General features: G+C 42.3%; 13 protein-coding genes. 10 read left to right on the forward strand and 3 right to left on the reverse strand.

The window, feature by feature from the left end:
• Positions 1–6: 6 nt before the first annotated feature.
• Entirely contained in the window at positions 7–4,521 is a 4,515-nt protein-coding gene (locus DWW10_RS26655) for a family 20 glycosylhydrolase (protein WP_409012350.1), read from the forward strand.
• Between the two features lie 73 nt (positions 4,522–4,594).
• Here the strand turns inward: DWW10_RS26655 and DWW10_RS04705 are convergent, their stop codons facing one another.
• Together DWW10_RS04705 and DWW10_RS04710 are read right to left on the reverse strand one after the other, a co-directional pair.
• Positions 4,595–5,437, reverse strand: a complete 843-nt coding sequence (locus DWW10_RS04705; RefSeq protein ID WP_022393343.1) for an aldo/keto reductase — start codon at positions 5,435–5,437, stop codon at positions 4,595–4,597.
• 94 nt (positions 5,438–5,531) lie between these two features.
• Complete coding sequence (locus DWW10_RS04710) at positions 5,532–5,723, reverse strand: hypothetical protein (protein WP_022393342.1); 192 nt, start codon at positions 5,721–5,723, stop codon at positions 5,532–5,534.
• A gap of 152 nt (positions 5,724–5,875) precedes the next feature.
• Between DWW10_RS04710 and DWW10_RS04715 the strand changes: the two genes are divergently transcribed.
• Positions 5,876–6,766, forward strand: coding sequence for a helix-turn-helix domain-containing protein (locus DWW10_RS04715; protein ID WP_118420928.1), 891 nt, complete (start codon positions 5,876–5,878; stop codon positions 6,764–6,766).
• On the opposite strand, the gene DWW10_RS04720 is transcribed toward DWW10_RS04715, so the two are convergent.
• Positions 6,767–7,585, reverse strand: coding sequence for a class I SAM-dependent methyltransferase (locus tag DWW10_RS04720; protein WP_182021348.1), 819 nt, complete (start codon positions 7,583–7,585; stop codon positions 6,767–6,769).
• 590 nt (positions 7,586–8,175) lie between these two features.
• Here DWW10_RS04720 and DWW10_RS04725 point away from each other — a divergent pair.
• The 8 genes from DWW10_RS04725 (at position 8,176) to DWW10_RS04760 (ending at position 17,832) form a co-directional block, all read left to right on the forward strand.
• Positions 8,176–9,207 (forward strand): sensor histidine kinase, encoded by a 1,032-nt coding sequence (locus DWW10_RS04725; RefSeq protein WP_022393339.1) that lies wholly within the window; start codon positions 8,176–8,178, stop codon positions 9,205–9,207.
• A gap of 20 nt (positions 9,208–9,227) precedes the next feature.
• A complete protein-coding gene (locus tag DWW10_RS04730) occupies positions 9,228–9,983 on the forward strand; it encodes a LytR/AlgR family response regulator transcription factor (protein WP_022393338.1) in 756 nt (251 codons plus the stop codon).
• 122 nt (positions 9,984–10,105) lie between these two features.
• The gene (locus DWW10_RS04735; RefSeq protein WP_022393337.1) at positions 10,106–12,016 is read left to right on the forward strand and encodes a TonB-dependent receptor; all 1,911 of its coding nucleotides are present in this window, start codon (positions 10,106–10,108) and stop codon (positions 12,014–12,016) included.
• 12 nt (positions 12,017–12,028) lie between these two features.
• A complete protein-coding gene (locus DWW10_RS04740; RefSeq protein ID WP_022393336.1) occupies positions 12,029–12,541 on the forward strand; it encodes a hypothetical protein in 513 nt (170 codons plus the stop codon).
• Positions 12,542–12,560: 19 nt separating this feature from the next.
• Positions 12,561–14,066 carry a 4Fe-4S binding protein gene (locus DWW10_RS04745; protein WP_022393335.1) on the forward strand — a complete coding sequence of 502 codons (1,506 nt, stop codon included), beginning with the start codon at positions 12,561–12,563 and terminating at the stop codon, positions 14,064–14,066.
• A gap of 50 nt (positions 14,067–14,116) precedes the next feature.
• Complete coding sequence (locus DWW10_RS04750; RefSeq protein ID WP_118420929.1) at positions 14,117–15,505, forward strand: aldo/keto reductase; 1,389 nt, start codon at positions 14,117–14,119, stop codon at positions 15,503–15,505.
• 20 nt (positions 15,506–15,525) lie between these two features.
• Positions 15,526–16,602, forward strand: coding sequence for an MBL fold metallo-hydrolase (locus tag DWW10_RS04755; RefSeq protein ID WP_118420930.1), 1,077 nt, complete (start codon positions 15,526–15,528; stop codon positions 16,600–16,602).
• 147 nt (positions 16,603–16,749) lie between these two features.
• Entirely contained in the window at positions 16,750–17,832 is a 1,083-nt protein-coding gene (locus DWW10_RS04760; RefSeq protein WP_022393332.1) for a FecR family protein, read from the forward strand.
• The last annotated feature ends 20 nt before the right edge of the window (positions 17,833–17,852 follow it).

Below are 17,852 nucleotides of genomic sequence, written 5' to 3' on the forward strand. Positions count from 1 at the left end.
AACCATTTGATTCTTAATATATTATTGGGGAGTATTGTATTCTGTGCGACTGGAATTCAAGCTTTTGCACAATCAGTGATTCCTGTTCCGTTGAAAGCGGAACAAAAAGAGGGAATATTCCGTATTACAGAAACTACCCAATTGTATACTAACCTTAAAGGAGAGGAGAGAAGAACTTTAGAAGACTATCTGACTACTCTTTCCCGTCCGTTTAATATCGGTATAAATGAGGAAGAAGATATACGTGAGAATGTAATCATTCTACGAAAAGTAAAAGTGGCTGGGCATAGTACTCTAAAATATCCTGAAAGCTATTCTCTGAAAGTAACCCCCCATCAGATATTGATTCAGGCAAGTACGGATGCTGGGCTTTTCTATGGCTTGCAGACATTGATACAATTAACCGAATCTGCAGGTACAGCAGGGTGGACTGTACAGTCCACCTATATAGAAGATGCTCCTCGTTTTGACTATCGTGGTTTCATGATGGACGTTTCCAGGCATTTCCGCTCCAAGGAATTTGTAAAGAAACAAATAGACGTACTGGCACGGTATAAATTAAACCGTTTACATTTGCATTTGGCAGATGGTGCCGGTTGGCGGATTGAAATCAAGAAATATCCCCGGCTTACGGAATTTGCGGCTTGGCGACCTCAGGCTACTTGGAAAGAGTGGTGGTTTGGTGAGAACAACCGCAAATATTGCGAACAGAATGATCCTCGTGCTCATGGAGGATTTTTTACTCAGGATGATATTCGGGAATTATTGAAGTATGCCGCAGAACGGCATATTGTCATTATTCCTGAAATTGAGATGCCTGCACATTCTGAGGAGGTTTTGGCTGCTTATCCTGAATTATCATGTGCAGGTGAACCTTATAAGAATGACGATTTTTGTGTGGGTAATGAACAGACTTTTACTTTCCTTGAAGAAGTATTGACTGAAATTATGGAGTTGTTTCCATCCGAATATATTCATGTCGGAGGAGATGAGGCTGGTAAGAGAGCCTGGAAAACATGCCCTAAATGCCAGCAACGTATGAAAGAAAACAACCTTAAGGATGTTAATGAGTTGCAAAGTTATCTTATTCACCGGATTGAAGTGTTTCTTAATGCTCACGGGAGAAAACTTCTGGGTTGGGATGAGATAATGGAAGGTGGTTTGGCTCCCAATGCCACAGTTATGTCGTGGCGGGGAGAAGAAGGAGGGCTTAATGCGGTCAGAATGGGACATCGCGCTATTATGACTCCCGGTGATTATTGCTATTTGGATAAATATCAGGATGCTCCTTTTTCGCAACCGGAAGCTATAGGCGGATACCTACCTCTTTCGCAGATCTATTCTTACAATCCTGTTCCTGAAGCATTGATTTCTGATGAAGCAAAACTGATTTATGGAGTACAAGCTAATTTGTGGGCCGAATACATTCCTACTGATGAATATTATGAGTATATGCTTTATCCCCGCCTTCTTGCTTTAGCGGAAGTGGCATGGAGTGCCCCCCAACGTAAATCTTACCCAGATTTCCATACACGTGCACTGAGTGCTGTGGAATGGCTGCGTAAACAGGGATATCATCCGTTTGATTTAAAAAATGAAATAGGCCATCGTCCGGAAGCTACGCATCCCATCAGGCATTTGGCATTCGGCAAATCGGTAAAGTATAATGCACCTTATAATGCATCTTATTCTGCTCAGGGAGATAAGACCCTTACCGACGGTATCCGTGGTGACTGGACCTATTCAGATGGTGCTTGGCAAGGCTTTATTTCGCGAAATCGCTTGGACGTGACGATAGACCTGGAGACTGAAACGGAGATTAATTCTATTAGTGCCGACTTCATGCAGATGGTGGGGCCGGAGGTTTTTCTTCCTGTTGAGGTCATTATTTCCGCATCTTCTGATGGTACTGATTTTACTGAATTAGCGCGTATTACGCATGAAATAGTGAAATCGGATACTATTGAGAGAATGGGTTGGCAGGGAGATAAGCGTGCGCGATATGTACGTGTTCAGGCTCACGCCGGTAAAGAATTTGGTGGCTGGATATTTACGGATGAAATTGTGGTAGAAGCCAATCCGGAAGTACGTACAGAATATACTTTTGAGAAGGGCTGGAAATTTACCCGTGAAGATAATATTGGCAAATTCAGCGGCAAAGAGTATGATGATACGCGGTGGCAATCGGTCACAGTTCCGCATGACTGGGCTATTTATGGACCTTTTAGTGTGAACAATGACAAGCAGAAAGTGGCTATTACCCAAGACGGCCAGAAGGAGGCGTTGGAACATGCCGGACGTACGGGAGGATTGCCTTTTGTGGGCGTAGGCTGGTATCGTCTGAAGTTTGATGTACCGGATTTTTCTGCCGGTAAGACGGCGACGTTGATATTTGATGGTGCTATGAGCCATGCCCGTATATATATTAATGGGCAGGAAGTCGGTTATTGGCCTTATGGTTACAATTCCTTTTATCTGGATGTTACTCCTTATTTAAGGCCGGATGAGAATATACTGGCAGTTCGTTTGGAAAATGAAACGGAATCATCGCGTTGGTATCCGGGAGCCGGCTTGTATCGTAATGTCCATTTGGTAATTAATGAGGATGCACATATTCCGGTGTGGGGAACACAACTCACGACTCCTGTGATAGATAAGGGGTATGCCAAAGTAAACCTGAAAACCAGTCTGGTTGTTCCAGCTGGCAAGGCGTTTACTGATTATCGTATTGTGACGGAACTAAAGGATGCAAGCGGTAAGGTAGTGGCTACAGGTGAGAAACCGGGTACAAAATATGATAACGAGGTTTTTGAACAAGAGCTTCTTGTAGACAATCCGTCACTGTGGTCGCCCGATTCTCCTGTACTTTATTCGGCAGTATCCAGAATTTATGAAGGGAATCAGCTGAAGGATAAGTATATTACTTCGTTCGGTATCCGTAGTATTGAGATTATTCCAGATAAGGGGTTCTATCTGAACGGGCAGCGCCTTGCATTTAAAGGTGTATGCAATCATCATGACTTAGGTCCTTTGGGAGGCATAGCCAATGAGGCAGGCATACGCCGTCAGATACGTATTTTGAAAAATATGGGTTGTAATGCTATCCGCACTTCCCACAATATGCCTGCGCCGGAACTGATACGTGCCTGTGATGAACTGGGCATGATGGTGATGGCGGAATCATTTGATGAATGGGAAAGTGCGAAAGTGCAGAATGGCTATCATAAAATATTTGATGAATGGGCAGAAAAGGATCTGGTGAACCTGGTCCGTCATTTCCGTAACAATCCGAGTGTCGTAATGTGGTGCATTGGCAATGAAGTTCCCGATCAGTGGAATGGTAATCGTGGTCCCAAACTTTCTCGTTTCTTGCAGGATATTTGTCATCGGGAAGATCCTACACGTCCGGTTACTCAGGGGATGGATGCACCAGATGCAGTCGTTAATAATAATATGGCAGCTGTAATGGATGTTCCCGGCTTCAACTATCGTCCTCATAAATATCAGGAAAACTACAAGAAATTGCCGCAACAGATCATTTTAGGTAGTGAAACGGCTTCTACACTCAGCTCACGTGGGGTTTATAAATTGCCGGTTGTACGGCGTGCCATGCAGAAGTACGATGATCATCAGTCTTCATCTTACGATGTAGAACATTGCAGTTGGTCCAACCTTCCGGAAGATGACTTCATACAGCACGAAGATTTGCCTTATTGTATTGGCGAATTCGTTTGGACCGGTTTCGATTATCTGGGTGAACCTACTCCTTATTATACAGATTGGCCCAGCCACTCTTCTTTGTTCGGCATTGTAGACCTTGCCGGATTACCTAAAGACCGTTATTATCTTTATCGTAGTCATTGGAATAAGGAAGAAGAAACTCTTCATATATTGCCACATTGGAACTGGGAGGGGCATGAAGGAGAAGTAGTGCCGATATTTGTCTATACCAATTATCCTTCGGCAGAGCTGTTTATCAATGGTAAAAGTCAGGGCAGGCGTACCAAAGATTTGTCTGTTACGATTGAGAATAGTTCAGATTCGGCTTCTACGGTTGATCTGAAACGCCAGCAGCGGTATCGATTGATGTGGATGGACACGAAGTATGAGCCGGGTGTTGTAAAAGTCATTGCTTATGATAAAGAAGGTAAGCGTATGGCTGAAAAAGAGATGTATACGGCTGGTAAGCCCCATCATATTGAATTGATACCGGACCGTTCGCAAATTAAAGCTGATGGCAAAGATTTGTCTTTTATAACTGTACGGGTAGTAGATAAAGATGGAAATCTTTGTCCTCTGGCAGAGAATGAAATAAGTTTCAGAGTGAAAGGTGCCGGGACATACCAGGCAGGAGCCAACGGTAATCCGGCTTCACTTGAATCTTTTCAGGTTCCCAAGATGAAAGTTTTCAGTGGAATGATGACTGCTATCGTTTCTTCTACCGATAAACCGGGAAGAATAACGCTGGAAGCAACCGGAAAGGGATTGGTGAAAGGAATACTGAATATTGAAAGTAAGTAAATGAAATGAGGATATATCGTTGTAGGCGGTATATCCTCATATTTTATATCCTATTATTCTATAATGGGATTTTTTAGTGTAGTCCGCTCAGCCACTCTACCATCTTCGGATCACGATGAGAGAAGAAGCAACTGGTATGGGTATCCAGCGCTGCTATCTTTTCCATATCTTCTTTCGTCAGTTCAAAATCGAATACATTGAAGTTTTCAATGATTCGTTCTTTACGGATAGATTTCGGGATAACGACAATATTTCTTTGTATCAACCATCGCAATATAACTTGTGCAATGGATTTACCGTATTTGCCTGCAATGGCCGCTAATGTTTCATTCTGGAACATATTGTTTTTTCCTTCGGCAAATGGAGCCCATGATTCAATCTGAACGCCTTTATCTTGCATGAATGCCTCTGCTTCGATCTGTTGATAGAAAGGATTAGTCTCTACTTGATTGACGGCAGGTGTGATTTCGTTGTGAAGGATTAGGTCTACCAAGCGGTCGGGCATGAAGTTGCTGACGCCGATGGAACGAATACTACCTTCCTTGTATAATTCTTCCATAGCACGCCAGGCACCGTAATAGTCATTGAACGGCTGATGAATAAGGTACAGGTCCAGATAATCGAGTTGCAAACGTTTCATGGATGCTTCGAAGGCTTTCTTTGCTTTGTCATAACCGGCATCTGATATCCAGAGTTTGGTGGTGATAAACAAGTCTTCACGGGGGACGCCACTGCGTTTGATGGCTCTTCCTACAGCTTCTTCATTACCATAAGCGGCAGCCGTATCTATAGAACGGTAACCTGCTTCAATAGCGTCATATACACATTGTTCACACAAGACTTGATCTTCGATTTGATATACACCAAAACCGAGAATTGGCATTTCGATGCCATTATTTAATTTTACTTTCTGCATAATAACTTTCTCTTTATTGATTTTATATTAAAACACTTTACTTCCTTAATATCCTCGGACATTGCAGATTATTGTATTATTTTAAGCCCTTTGGTTATTTGCCTACTCTTTTTGCTAACTCTGCCGGATAGCGGTCGCCTGACACTGGAATAGAATTAAGCATATCATTGATCCTTGTCAACTCTTCCAGGCGTTTCAGTTTGGTGGTTCCTATTGTTTTTGATGTTGCAAAGGTAAGTGGTGAGATGAAGTTTGTAAATAGACAGATTACTGCATTACACACCATTATTACGGTTTTAAAGTATTGATTGAATACTTGATAATGAACAGTATACACAGGTTACAGTTTCTTATACCAATATTACAGATTTTGCAGTGCAGGTGATGGAATGATGAAAGAAAACTATTATTTTTGTCATCAGATTAAATTATCAGATTATGGGTACAATCGTAAAATTGAATACTGTTCAGGAGTATAATATGGCAATGGGAGTGGAGACATTGCATCCGCTTGTTAGTGTGGTGGACTTCTCAACGTTGAAGTCCTTAAAGCATGGACGTAAGAATTTTGGTTTCTACTGTGTTTTTCTGAAACAGCTCAAGTGTGGAGAATTGTCTTATGGGCGAAGTACGTACGATTATCAGGAAGGTACACTGGTATTTGTGGCTCCGGGTCAAGTGGCGGGAGTTGATGATGATGGCGAAACACTGAATCCTCAAGGGTGGGTGTTGGCTTTTCATCCTGATTTGCTACGGGGTACTTCATTAGGACGTAAAATGAAAGATTACAGCTTCTTCTCTTATGAAGCCAATGAGGCTTTGCATATGTCTGAACGTGAACGGCAGATTATCCTTAATTGTTTCGTTGAAATACAAGAAGAATTGGAGCGTGCCATAGATAAGCATAGTAAAGATATTATAGCCTCTACGATTGAGCTTCTGCTGAACCATTGCCAGCGTTTCTATGACCGTCAGTTTATTACGCGTGAAAACATAAATAAAGATATTCTGGTGCGTTTTGAAAACCTGCTCAGTGATTACTTTGAATCAGACCAACCGCAAACTGTCGGTTTACCATCCGTGCAATATGCTGCAGACCGATTGCATCTTTCTCCTAATTATTTTGGAGATCTGATAAAGAAAGAAACAGGAAAATCAGCTCAGGAATCCATTCAGCTCTTTGTGATAGAGAAAGCAAAAGAACGGCTTTATGATGAGAATAAGACTGTCAGCGAAGTTGCCTATGAACTGGGCTTCAAGTATCCGCATCATTTAAGCCGTCTGTTTAAAAAGGTGGTGGGGATGACACCAAACGAGTACAGAGCGTAGTTATTTAATTTTGTACCCCAACAGCGAACTGAACTTCCTGCAAATACCCGGGAATAACCCCATTAGCCTTCCGCCGAGTCCCCATCTTTTTGGGAAGAATCTCTGGTAGAGGGCCTGGTCGATAAGTTGCAGGCGTGGTTCCCAGTTTTCCACCTCATGCCCGTCTTTCAGGCCGGAGCGGATTTGGGCTTCGTGTCCCCGGAGTGAGTCGGGTTTAATATACTTGGAGTTTGCCATCATAGGCCCGCATACATCGAACCATACCTCACCACCACTGAATCGGTCGGCCAATCGGGTGAGTAATTGTCGTACCTGCTTTTCATAGAAATACATCAGTACACCTTCGATAACAATGATAAACTCTCCTTCGGGATGCTTTTTACGAAGATCATCCATCCATTGGGTTTCTAACAAAGAACCGGCTATGTAATGATCTCCCTCAGGTGCCGGTAGTAAATCATGTCGCAAGTCGATTACTTCGGGTAAATCCATTTCATAGAATATGGCTTTGTCGTGTTCTTCAATACGTTGATAGCGGGTATCCAGTCCGCAACCTACATTCACTACAATTGGATTCCTTCGTGTGGCAATGAAGCGTCGGATAGCATTATCAAAGTATAATCCACGTACGACACATCCTATGGCACTCAATTTGGCACTATCAAATTTGGAGTAGTCATATTCGATACTTTCTACCAGTTGTTCGGCTTGCCGATCACGCAAAATGGCATCTTTCCGGCGACTTTCTTTGGCTCTCATGTAAAGAGGTATCAGCAGTGTCTCAGCTACTACACTCTTAAATTCATATTTCTTTTTCATTTTTATTGGGGAATTATTGGAATTAATACGATCTGGCAAAAAAGAACAATATTCAAATTCATTCAAAAAAAAGAGAGAACTTATACTTTGATAAATTCTCTCTTTTTGCTGTTCCTCACATTTTCTTCCGGGGTCCATAGGCTACTTCTATTTTTTTGCCAAAGTTACAGTTCTTGAGTAAAGCAGACAATACCTAAAAGTAGGGAAATTGTGTTTTGACTTATACCTATCAAGAATGAAGCAAATTATCAATATTATCAGCTGTTTGTCCTAATTTATCAACGCGTAAAGGGCGTTCTGTAATAGCTTGAATATTAATGCGTTATAATGAACCTATCTCAGTATACGACTAAGGCACCCTAAGTATGATACTGAGGTACCCTAAGTATCATACTGAGATACCCTCAATATACGACTCTGCTTTTGAATTGTACTTTTTGTAAGTAACTTTTAAAGTAAGTCGCAGAATTATCATATAAGTCAAAATAGAGTAGTCATTCGCTTTTATACCTTACTTTTTCGTTTTGATTCTTTGGTTCTGCCAAGTCTCAAAAAAAATATCTTTCTTTGTAGAAAAGAAGAAATGGTTTATGCTCTCATTTGATACTTATATAAGTCGTAAACTGCCGCTGGTCGGTCTGATTAGTGCAGTCTTTATCATATACCCTAATATAGCCTGTCTGCCCTGGGATATAAAATTTCTGGAAGGAGCAAGTTGTACGGGTTTTTATTGGTATTTTGTTTATCGTTTCTTTTTCTTCTGGGGACTGATTTGTCTGTTGTTACGTTATAATTTGCGACAACTGTCGACAGCGCAGTTTAAGGAACGTTTTGGCCGTAACTTCTTATATTCATTGGCTGCCTATGCAGGCTTTGCGTCTATTTCCTATTGGATTCACTCTTATGGTATCCGTACTGATTTTCTGGGTAGTACATTGATCTCCCAATTCTTTATTCTGTGTTCTCTGTGTACGTTGATCGGGCATATTTCCATGTTATACTCCACGCAGCGTGAAAAAGAGCGTGAGATAGAACGTCTACGTATAGAGAATCTGCAAAGCCGATGTGATGCGTTGGCTAATCAGATCAATCCGCATTTTTTCTTTAACTCCTTGAATGGAGTGCAATCGCTTATTCGGAAGAAGGATGATGAAAAAACGTTGATGTATGTGCATGAATTATCTGATATCTTCCGTTATATTCTTCAAAGTGATAAGAGAGGACTGGTTACTTTGAGGGAAGAACTGGAATTTATTCAATCTTTCCGTTATGTGATGGAAGTACGCTTTGCCAATAAACTGGTTTTCTCGATCCTGGTGGATGAGGCTATGCAGGATGAACTGACGTTGCCTGTGCTATCACTGCTTCCGTTGGTAGAGAATGTGACCGTTCATAATATGATAGACAGTGAGCATAAAATGGAAATTACCATCAGGCTGAACGAGCAAAAAGAACTGGTGGTGAGTAATCCCATTTATCCTAAATTGTCTCCTCCTGATACGAACGGAACCGGGCTGAAAAATCTGGAAAGCCGTTTTACCTTGTTGATGAACAGACAAATACGGATAGAATGTGATGAAAATACATTCAGAGTATATCTTCCTTTAAATAAACAGAACTGACATCAAAATTGCATAGAGATATGAGAGTGTTGATTGTAGAAGACGAGACTGCCGCTTATGAGAATCTGGTGGATATTCTTGGCGAAGTCTCTTATGATATTCAAATAGCCGGTAATACGGAAAGTGTGACCCAAACCATTCATTGGCTGCAATCGAATCCTGCACCGGATTTGATATTTATGGATATTCATTTATCGGACGGTTCGGCATTTACCATTTTTGATAAAATGGAGTTGGAAACTCCTATTATTTTCACGACGGCTTATGACAGATATGCCATAGAAGCTTTCAAGGTGAATAGCATTGATTATTTGCTAAAGCCTGTCAAGGTGGAAGATGTAAAACATGCGCTGGATAAATACAAAAAACTGACGCACCAGGATGTGATTCACTACTTATCCAAATTGACTCAACTGGTGCCGACTCCTAAATATAAAGACAAGTTATTAATTCCATATAAAGATAAGCTGTTGCCTATTGGCCTGAAAGAAGTTTCATGCTTTTATACAGCGGATAAAAACACCTGTATCTACTTGAAAGACGGGAATATGTATCCATACTCCAAAACACTGGAACAGATAATGGCTTCTCTGAATCCGGCAGATTTCATCCGGGCGAATAAGCAATTCATCCTGGCAAGGAATAGTGTGACGGATATAACCATCTGGTTTGATAATCGCTTGCTGGTAACACTGGATGTAGAAACTCCCGAACGTATCTATATCAGTAAGAATAAAGCATCCGAGTTCAAGTCCTGGATAGTGAATAACACGTAAGTTAGAATACGTTAATCAGTAATTATGGTATTTACAACCGTAATTTATCTACGGTTTCTATCAGTAACGATCCCTATATTTGCAATCGGGAACTATTATAAAATTAAAGAGTTATTTTAAAGATGAAAAAAGAGAGATTTGTACTTGCATTCTTTACAGGCTGCCTGATTAGTGCGGTAAGCCTACAAGCACAAACCGGCAATGACAGCACAAAGGTAGCAAGAAGTTATGCGATCAATGAAGTAGTAGTAACAGGTACGCGAAGTGAAACGGATGTGCGCCATTTACCCATGACCGTATCGGTAGTGGGGCGTCCGCAACTTGAAGCGAGCCAGCAGACTTCCGTACTTCCGGTGTTGAATTCACAAGTGCCGGGCTTTTTCTCCACTTCACGTGGTGTAATGGGATATGGTGTAGCTACCGGTGCATCAGGGCAAATGTCTTTAAGAGGCATTGGAGGGCCCGCACAGGCCGGTCTTCCCACTACAGGATTATTGGTTTTGATTGACGGACATCCTCAGTATATGGGACTGATGGGACACCCCATTGCCGACGCGTATCAGACTATGATGGCAGAACGTGTGGAAGTGCTCCGTGGTCCCGCATCCGTGCTTTATGGTTCTAACGCCATGGGTGGGGTTATTAACATTGTTACCCGTAAGATGCAGGAAGACGGAATACGTACAAACATCAACATTGGTGCCGGGTCCTATGGAAGCGTACAGACCGAAGCCACTAACCGCATAAGGAAAGGGCGCTTCAGTAGTACGGTGACTGCCTCTTATAACCGTACAGACGGGCATCGCGCTGACATGGCTTTTGAACAGTACGGCGGGTATGCCAAATTAGGCTATGACTTTACGGATAACTGGAAAGTTTGGGGCGATGTAAATGTCACTCGTTTTAATGCTACTAATCCGGGATCGGTAATGAAACCATATATAGACAATGATCAGCGTATTACACGTGGCATGACTTCTTTTGCATTGGAGAATCATTACGAAAAGACTTCCGGTGCATTGAGTTTTTTCTATAATTGGGGTGATCACTGGATAAATGACGGATATCAGCCAGGAGGAGAACCGCTTCAGTATCGTTTCAACTCTAACGATCAGATGCTTGGAGTATCATGGTATCAGAGTGTACAACTTTTCCAAGGCAACAGACTGACTGTAGGAGCTGATTATTTTCACTTTGGTGGTGAGGCATGGAACCAATTCTTTGATGGGCATCGTGAAACTTCAGCGAATAAGTCGTTGAATGAAGTAGCAGGTTATGTAGATTTTCGTCAGGATATTGCTGCGTGGCTTACGCTGGATGCCGGAGCACGAGTAGATTATCATTCGCAAACGGGTACAGAGTTCATTCCGCAAGTAGGTTTGGCTTTCCATCTTCCGGAGAATGTAGAAATCAAGGCAATGGCAAGTAAAGGATTCCGTAATCCTACCATTCGCGAAATGTATATGTTCCCTCCGCAGAATCCGGATTTGAAACCTGAGAAACTTTGGAATTATGAGCTTTCTTTCTCACAACGTCTTATGGATAATCGTTTGTCCTATGGGCTCAATGTGTTCTATATCAATGGTGAAAATCTCATTATACGTCTTCCAAATCCTAATGGTAGCGGTATGTTGAACCAGAATTCCGGCGAGATTGAAAACTGGGGAGCGGAAGCTAATGTAGGGTACCAGTTTAATCCGGTGTGGAGCGTGATGGCAAATTACAGCTGGCTTCACATGGAAAATCCGGTATTGGCTTCTCCGGAGCATAAACTGTATGGAGGAGTAAACTTCAGAAAAGGACGTTGGAGTGCATCTACCGGCATCCAGTATATGAAGGGACTTTATACTGATCTGGATGCTGCGACAAAAGAGAACTTTGTGTTATGGGATATGCAGGGAAGCTTTAAGGCAACCAATTATTTGTCATTCTATCTGCGTGGTGAGAACTTGTTGGCACAACGTTATGAGATCAATGCAGGCTATCCTATGCCGAAAGCGACTTTTATGGGTGGAGTAAATATCAATTTTTAATAAGAATATTATATGAAAACAACAACTATCAGACTTTATTCACTGGATTACAGCAATGTGAAGACATATTTTGCTGCAGCCCTTTTCATTCTGGGTAATTTGGTTTTGCCACAACTTTGCCATCTTATTCCACAGGGTGGTCTTACTTTGTTGCCGATTTATTTCTTTACGCTTATTGCTGCTTATAAATACGGTTGGAAAGTCGGATTGCTGACAGCCGTCTTTTCACCGGTTTTGAACCATCTGCTTTTCGGTATGCCTCCTGCAGGAGTATTGCCGGCCATTCTTTTAAAATCCGTTTTACTGGCAGTGGTTGCCGGATATGCTGCCAATCGTTTTAAACGTATCTCTATTCCTGTTTTAGCATTAGTAGTACTGGCTTATCAGTTTATCGGGACGCTGGGCGAGTGGGCAATGGTAGGTAACCTTGCGCTTGCTTTCCAGGATTTCCGCATCGGCATACCGGGAATGGGATTACAGATTCTCGGCGGTTATTTGTTTATCAAGTATTTGGTTTATAAATGATATTCCATAAAATAAAAGTATGTTACGAAAAATCAGACTAACGTTTGCCATATTCTTTTTCGTGCTGATCACGCTTTTGTTCCTCGATTTTACGGGAACGTTGCATGCTTGGTTCGGTTGGATGGCTAAAATTCAGTTTTTGCCCGCTTTGTTGGCATTGAATGTCGGGGTTGTGATAATCCTGATAGCATTGACACTGCTCTTTGGGCGTGTGTATTGTTCTGTAATCTGTCCGTTGGGCGTGTTTCAGGATGTAGTTTCATGGTTGGGTAAAAAGCGAAAAAAGAATCGCTATTCGTATTCACCTGCACTTAATTGGTTGCGTTACGGAGTGCTGGGAGTATTTATTCTGGCTCTGATAGGAGGAGTTGGTTCGTTGGTTGCCTTACTGGCACCTTATAGTTCGTACGGACGAATCGCTTCTAATCTGTTTGCTCCGGTTTATCAGTGGGGAAACAACCTGCTTGCTCTTTTGGCCGAACGGGCAGATAGCTATATGTTTTATTCTGTAGACGTCTGGATGAAGGTTATGGGAACTTTTGTGATAGCTGTTCTGACATTTGTTATTCTGGCTGTGCTGGCCTGGCGCAACGGGCGTACATATTGCAATACAATTTGTCCGGTAGGAACAGTATTGGGATTCTTTTCACGTTTTTCTTTGCTGAAACCGGTAATCGATACGAGTAAATGTAATGGTTGCGGTTTGTGCGCACGTAATTGTAAGGCGGCATGCATTGATTCTAAAAATCATAAAATAGATTATAGCCGTTGTGTGGCTTGTATGGATTGCATCGGTAAATGTAAGAAAGGAGCTATCCGTTATGAGCGTCCTCATAAGGAAGTGCAGAAACCGTTAGCGGCTGAAAAAGTGACGGGTGTTTCACCGGAGCAGGTGGACAATGCACGCCGTGCTTTCTTTTCTGCCGGTGCCGTATTTGCTGCAAGTACATTGCTGAAGGCACAGGAGAAAAAAGTGGATGGTGGATTGGCTGTCATTGAGGATAAGAAAATACCGGAACGGATGACACCTATTGTACCGGCAGGTTCGTTGAGTATTCGTAATTTTGCGCAGCATTGTACGGCTTGCCAGCTTTGTGTATCAGTGTGCCCTAACCAGGTTTTACGCCCATCCGGTAATCTGATGACGTTGATGCAGCCGGAGATGTCATACGAACGTGGTTATTGTCGTCCGGAATGTGCGAAGTGTGCCGAAGTATGTCCGACGGATGCGATTCATCTTACCAGTCTGGCTGATAAATCATCTATCCAAATCGGTCATGCCGTATGGATCAGGAAGAATTGTGTACCGTTGACTGATGGAGTAAATTGTGGAAATTGTGCCCGTCATTGCCCGGTAGCGGCGATAGAAATGGTTCCGTCTGAGGTAGATAATCCGGATTCTCCAAAGATTCCGGTTGTCAATGTAGAGCGTTGTATTGGTTGTGGTGCCTGTGAAAATCTTTGTCCGGCACGCCCTTTCAGTGCTATCTATGTGGAGGGACATGAGAGACATAGGGTGATATAAAGGTGGTAATGTGATAGGGTGATAAAGTGATAAATGTAAGAAGAATAGATATGGAAGAACATAATAAAAATATAAACCGTAGGGATTTTCTGAAAATTGTGGGCATCAGTGCCGCTACGACAACGGCTGCTGCGACTCTTTATAGTTGCAAACAGAAGGATGGGGTGATTCCGGGAGGTAGTGCATCGACTCCGGTGCCTACTGATAAGATGACTTACCGCACTTCTGTGGCTCAGAAAGACCGTGTTTCACTTCTGGGTTATGGCTGTATGCGTTGGCCGACTGTTTCTTCACCGGATGGGAAAGGAGATATAATTGATCAGGATGCAGTGAACGAATTAGTAGATTATGCCATTGCGCACGGCGTGAATTATTTCGATACATCTCCGGTGTATGTACAGGGGTGGTCGGAAAAATCTACTGGTATTGCATTAAAACGTCATCCGCGCGAGAAACTGTTTATTGCTACAAAGTTATCCAACTTTAGTAATTATAGCCGTGAAAACTCCATAGCTATGTATCGTAAGTCTTTCGAAGATTTGCAGACAGATTATATCGATTACTATTTGTTGCACTCTATCGGTAATGGTGGAATAGAAGCATTCAAAGCGCGATATATAGACAATGGTATGATGGAGTTTCTGTTGAAGGAACGGGAGGCAGGGCGTATCCGTAATCTGGGATTTTCTTTCCACGGCACAGTGGATACTTATGACTATGCACTTTCTATGCATGATGAGGTGAAATGGGACTTTGTACAGATACAGCTCAATTATGTGGACTGGAAACATTCTTCGGGACGTAATGTAAATGCGGACTACCTATATGATGAATTGGTAAAACGAAATATTCCGGCAATCATTATGGAGCCATTGCTGGGTGGAAGATTGTCTAATGTACCTACTCATATTATGACACGCCTAAAGCAGCGTCGTCCGGAAGATAGTGTGGCCTCTTGGGCTTTCCGTTTTGCAGGCTCACCGGAACTGGTGTTGACGGTGTTGAGTGGTATGACGTATATGGAGCATCTTCAGGATAATATCCGTACCTATTCTCCGCTGATTCCTTTGACAGATGATGATAAGGAGTTTTTGGAAGAAACGGCACAGTTGATGTTGAAGTACCCTACTGTACCGTGCAATGACTGTAAATACTGTATGCCTTGTCCATATGGCATCGACATTCCTGCTGTGCTTATACATTATAATAAATGTGTGAATGAGGGGAATGTGCCGAAGAGCCAACAAGATGAGAATTACAGAAAGGCACGCCAAGCTTTTCTTGTTGGTTATGACCGTAGTGTGCCACGCCTGCGACAGGCAAATCATTGCATTGGTTGCGATCAATGTTCGCCTCATTGCCCGCAGAGTATTAATATTCCCAGAGAGTTGCGCCGTATCGATGGGTTCGTGGAGCAACTGAAACAAGGAACATTGTAGTTTAGAATCTGTTATTAAGAATGAGCAACAATAAAAAACGTATGTGGCTTTGGATTGTGTTGGCGGTTATAGGCATAGTATGCGTTTCCGTATTTATTTTTATTAATCAGCCGAGTTTCGGCAGGTTGCCTCAGGGAGCGCGTTTAGAGCGAATCAAAGGCTCACCTCATTACCGTGACGGTCAGTTCAATAATCTGCATCCGACACAGATGATGACCTCGGATGAAGGACGCTTTGGTGCTATGCTTTCTTTTTTGTTCCGCAAAACAGAGAATCTGCGTCCGGAGAGTGAAGTTCCGGTTATCAAAACGGATTTGCATAAACTGGGGCGTGATGAAAATATACTGGTCTGGTTTGGACATTCTTCTTACTTTATTCAGGTAGATGGAAAGCGATTCCTGGTTGATCCTGTTTTTTGTATGGCTTCGCCTGTATCTTTTGTCAACAAACCATTTAAGGGAACTGATGTCTATAAACCGGAAGATATGCCGGATATCGATTATCTGGTGATTTCGCATGATCATTGGGATCATCTGGATTACCGGACAGTGAAAAGTCTGAAAGATCGGGTAGGAAAAGTGATTTGCGGACTGGGTGTCGGCGAACATTTCGAATATTGGGGATATGATAAAGACCGGTTGATAGAATTGGACTGGTATGAAGATGCCGTTTTAGAAAATGGTTTTGCGGTCCATTGTCTTCCGACACGCCATTTCTCCGGTCGTGGTTTGAAAGCCAATCAGACATTGTGGGCATCCTTCCTGATAGAAACCCCGTCACAGAAAATATATATGGCCGGTGACGGTGGTTATGACTCTCACTTTGAGGAAATAGGGAAGCGCTTTCCGGATATAGACCTTGCGATTCTGGAAAATGGCCAGTATAATGAAGGTTGGAACCTTATCCATCTAATGCCTTCTGATATGGCAAAGGCAGCTAAAGATCTGAAAGCAAAAAAAATAATGACTGTACATCATTCAAAGTACGCATTGGCAAAGCATCCCTGGGATGAGCCTTTGGCGAATGAGAAGAAGATGCAGGAACAAGACTCGCTGAATATGGTGATTCCTGAGATAGGAGAAGTAATGCCGTTATAGAATTTTCATCTCTGTAATAATAGTGGGTGGCTGATATGATTATCATATATAGATAATGATATCAGCACTTTTTTTGGAAAAAACACAAAAAAATAGATTAGGTTTTTCTTTTCTTTCCGTCTTTATCATAGAACGAAATGCGAATTTATGCAGAAACAAGATCCCATAGAGGAAATCAAAGACCATCCGTTGGTGTCCTATTTTCAGTCTCAGGAAAAAGAAGTTCCCGAGGCTGAGATTGATTTGCGATGGAATGAGCTGGCACAACAATTGAAGTATGAGTCTGCTCCCCAACGACGCAAATTGTGGCGTATATATGCGGAGGTAGCTTGTGCGGTTGCTTTGTTGGCTGGTGTTTTATGGGGTGGAAGACTCTATATGGATAGTCAATCTCACTCTATGGAGCAGGCCATTGCTTTGCTCGATGAATGTTCTATCGATACGGCTAGTCAGATACTTCTTATTACTCATGCTGAACAGCGTATAGAAGCTGGTAAGGAGGCTCGTATCACCTACTCACAACAGGGTGAGGTTTCAGTGAACCAGCGTCAGGTGGAAGCGGCTCCACAGAAGACGGAATATAACCATCTGATTGTCCCTAAAGGGAAATTTTCACAACTATTGTTGGCTGACGGTACTTCGCTCCATGTTAATGCAGGTACTAAGGTAATTTATCCCAGTGTATTTACCGGTAAATATCGTGAAATCTATGTGGATGGTGAAATTTATATCGATGTCAAGAAGAATACCAAACAACCATTCATCGTCAAGACCCCCTATTTTGATATCCGTGTGACAGGCACAACCTTTAATGTCAATGCCTATAAATCCATGAATGAATCAGAAGTAGTACTGGTACACGGGTCTATAGTAGTGACCGACCATACTGAGCACGAGACAGTGGTGAAGCCTAACGAACTGCTCCGCTTGACTGAGGGTATAGCTCGTTCAAAACAGCAAGTGGATGCCAGTGAATATATAGCTTGGACCCAAGGAAATTTCCCTTTACAAGGACGTAGTATAGAGAGTATTTTGCAACGATTATCATTCTATTACGGTTGTGAAATTACCTGTGACCCCTCTGTCAACGCCTTGTCCCTGCAAGGTACTATCGATATGAGTGTTTCTCTCCCCAAAGTGCTTGAACGTATAGCCAAAATACATCCTATCGGTATTCGTAAGACTGCCGGAGGTTACCATTTGTTCATAACCCTAAATACTAATTCTTAAAAACATAAATAGCCTATGAG

It is taken from the genome of Bacteroides intestinalis (assembly GCF_003464595.1).
Lineage (GTDB): Bacteria > Bacteroidota > Bacteroidia > Bacteroidales > Bacteroidaceae > Bacteroides > Bacteroides intestinalis_A.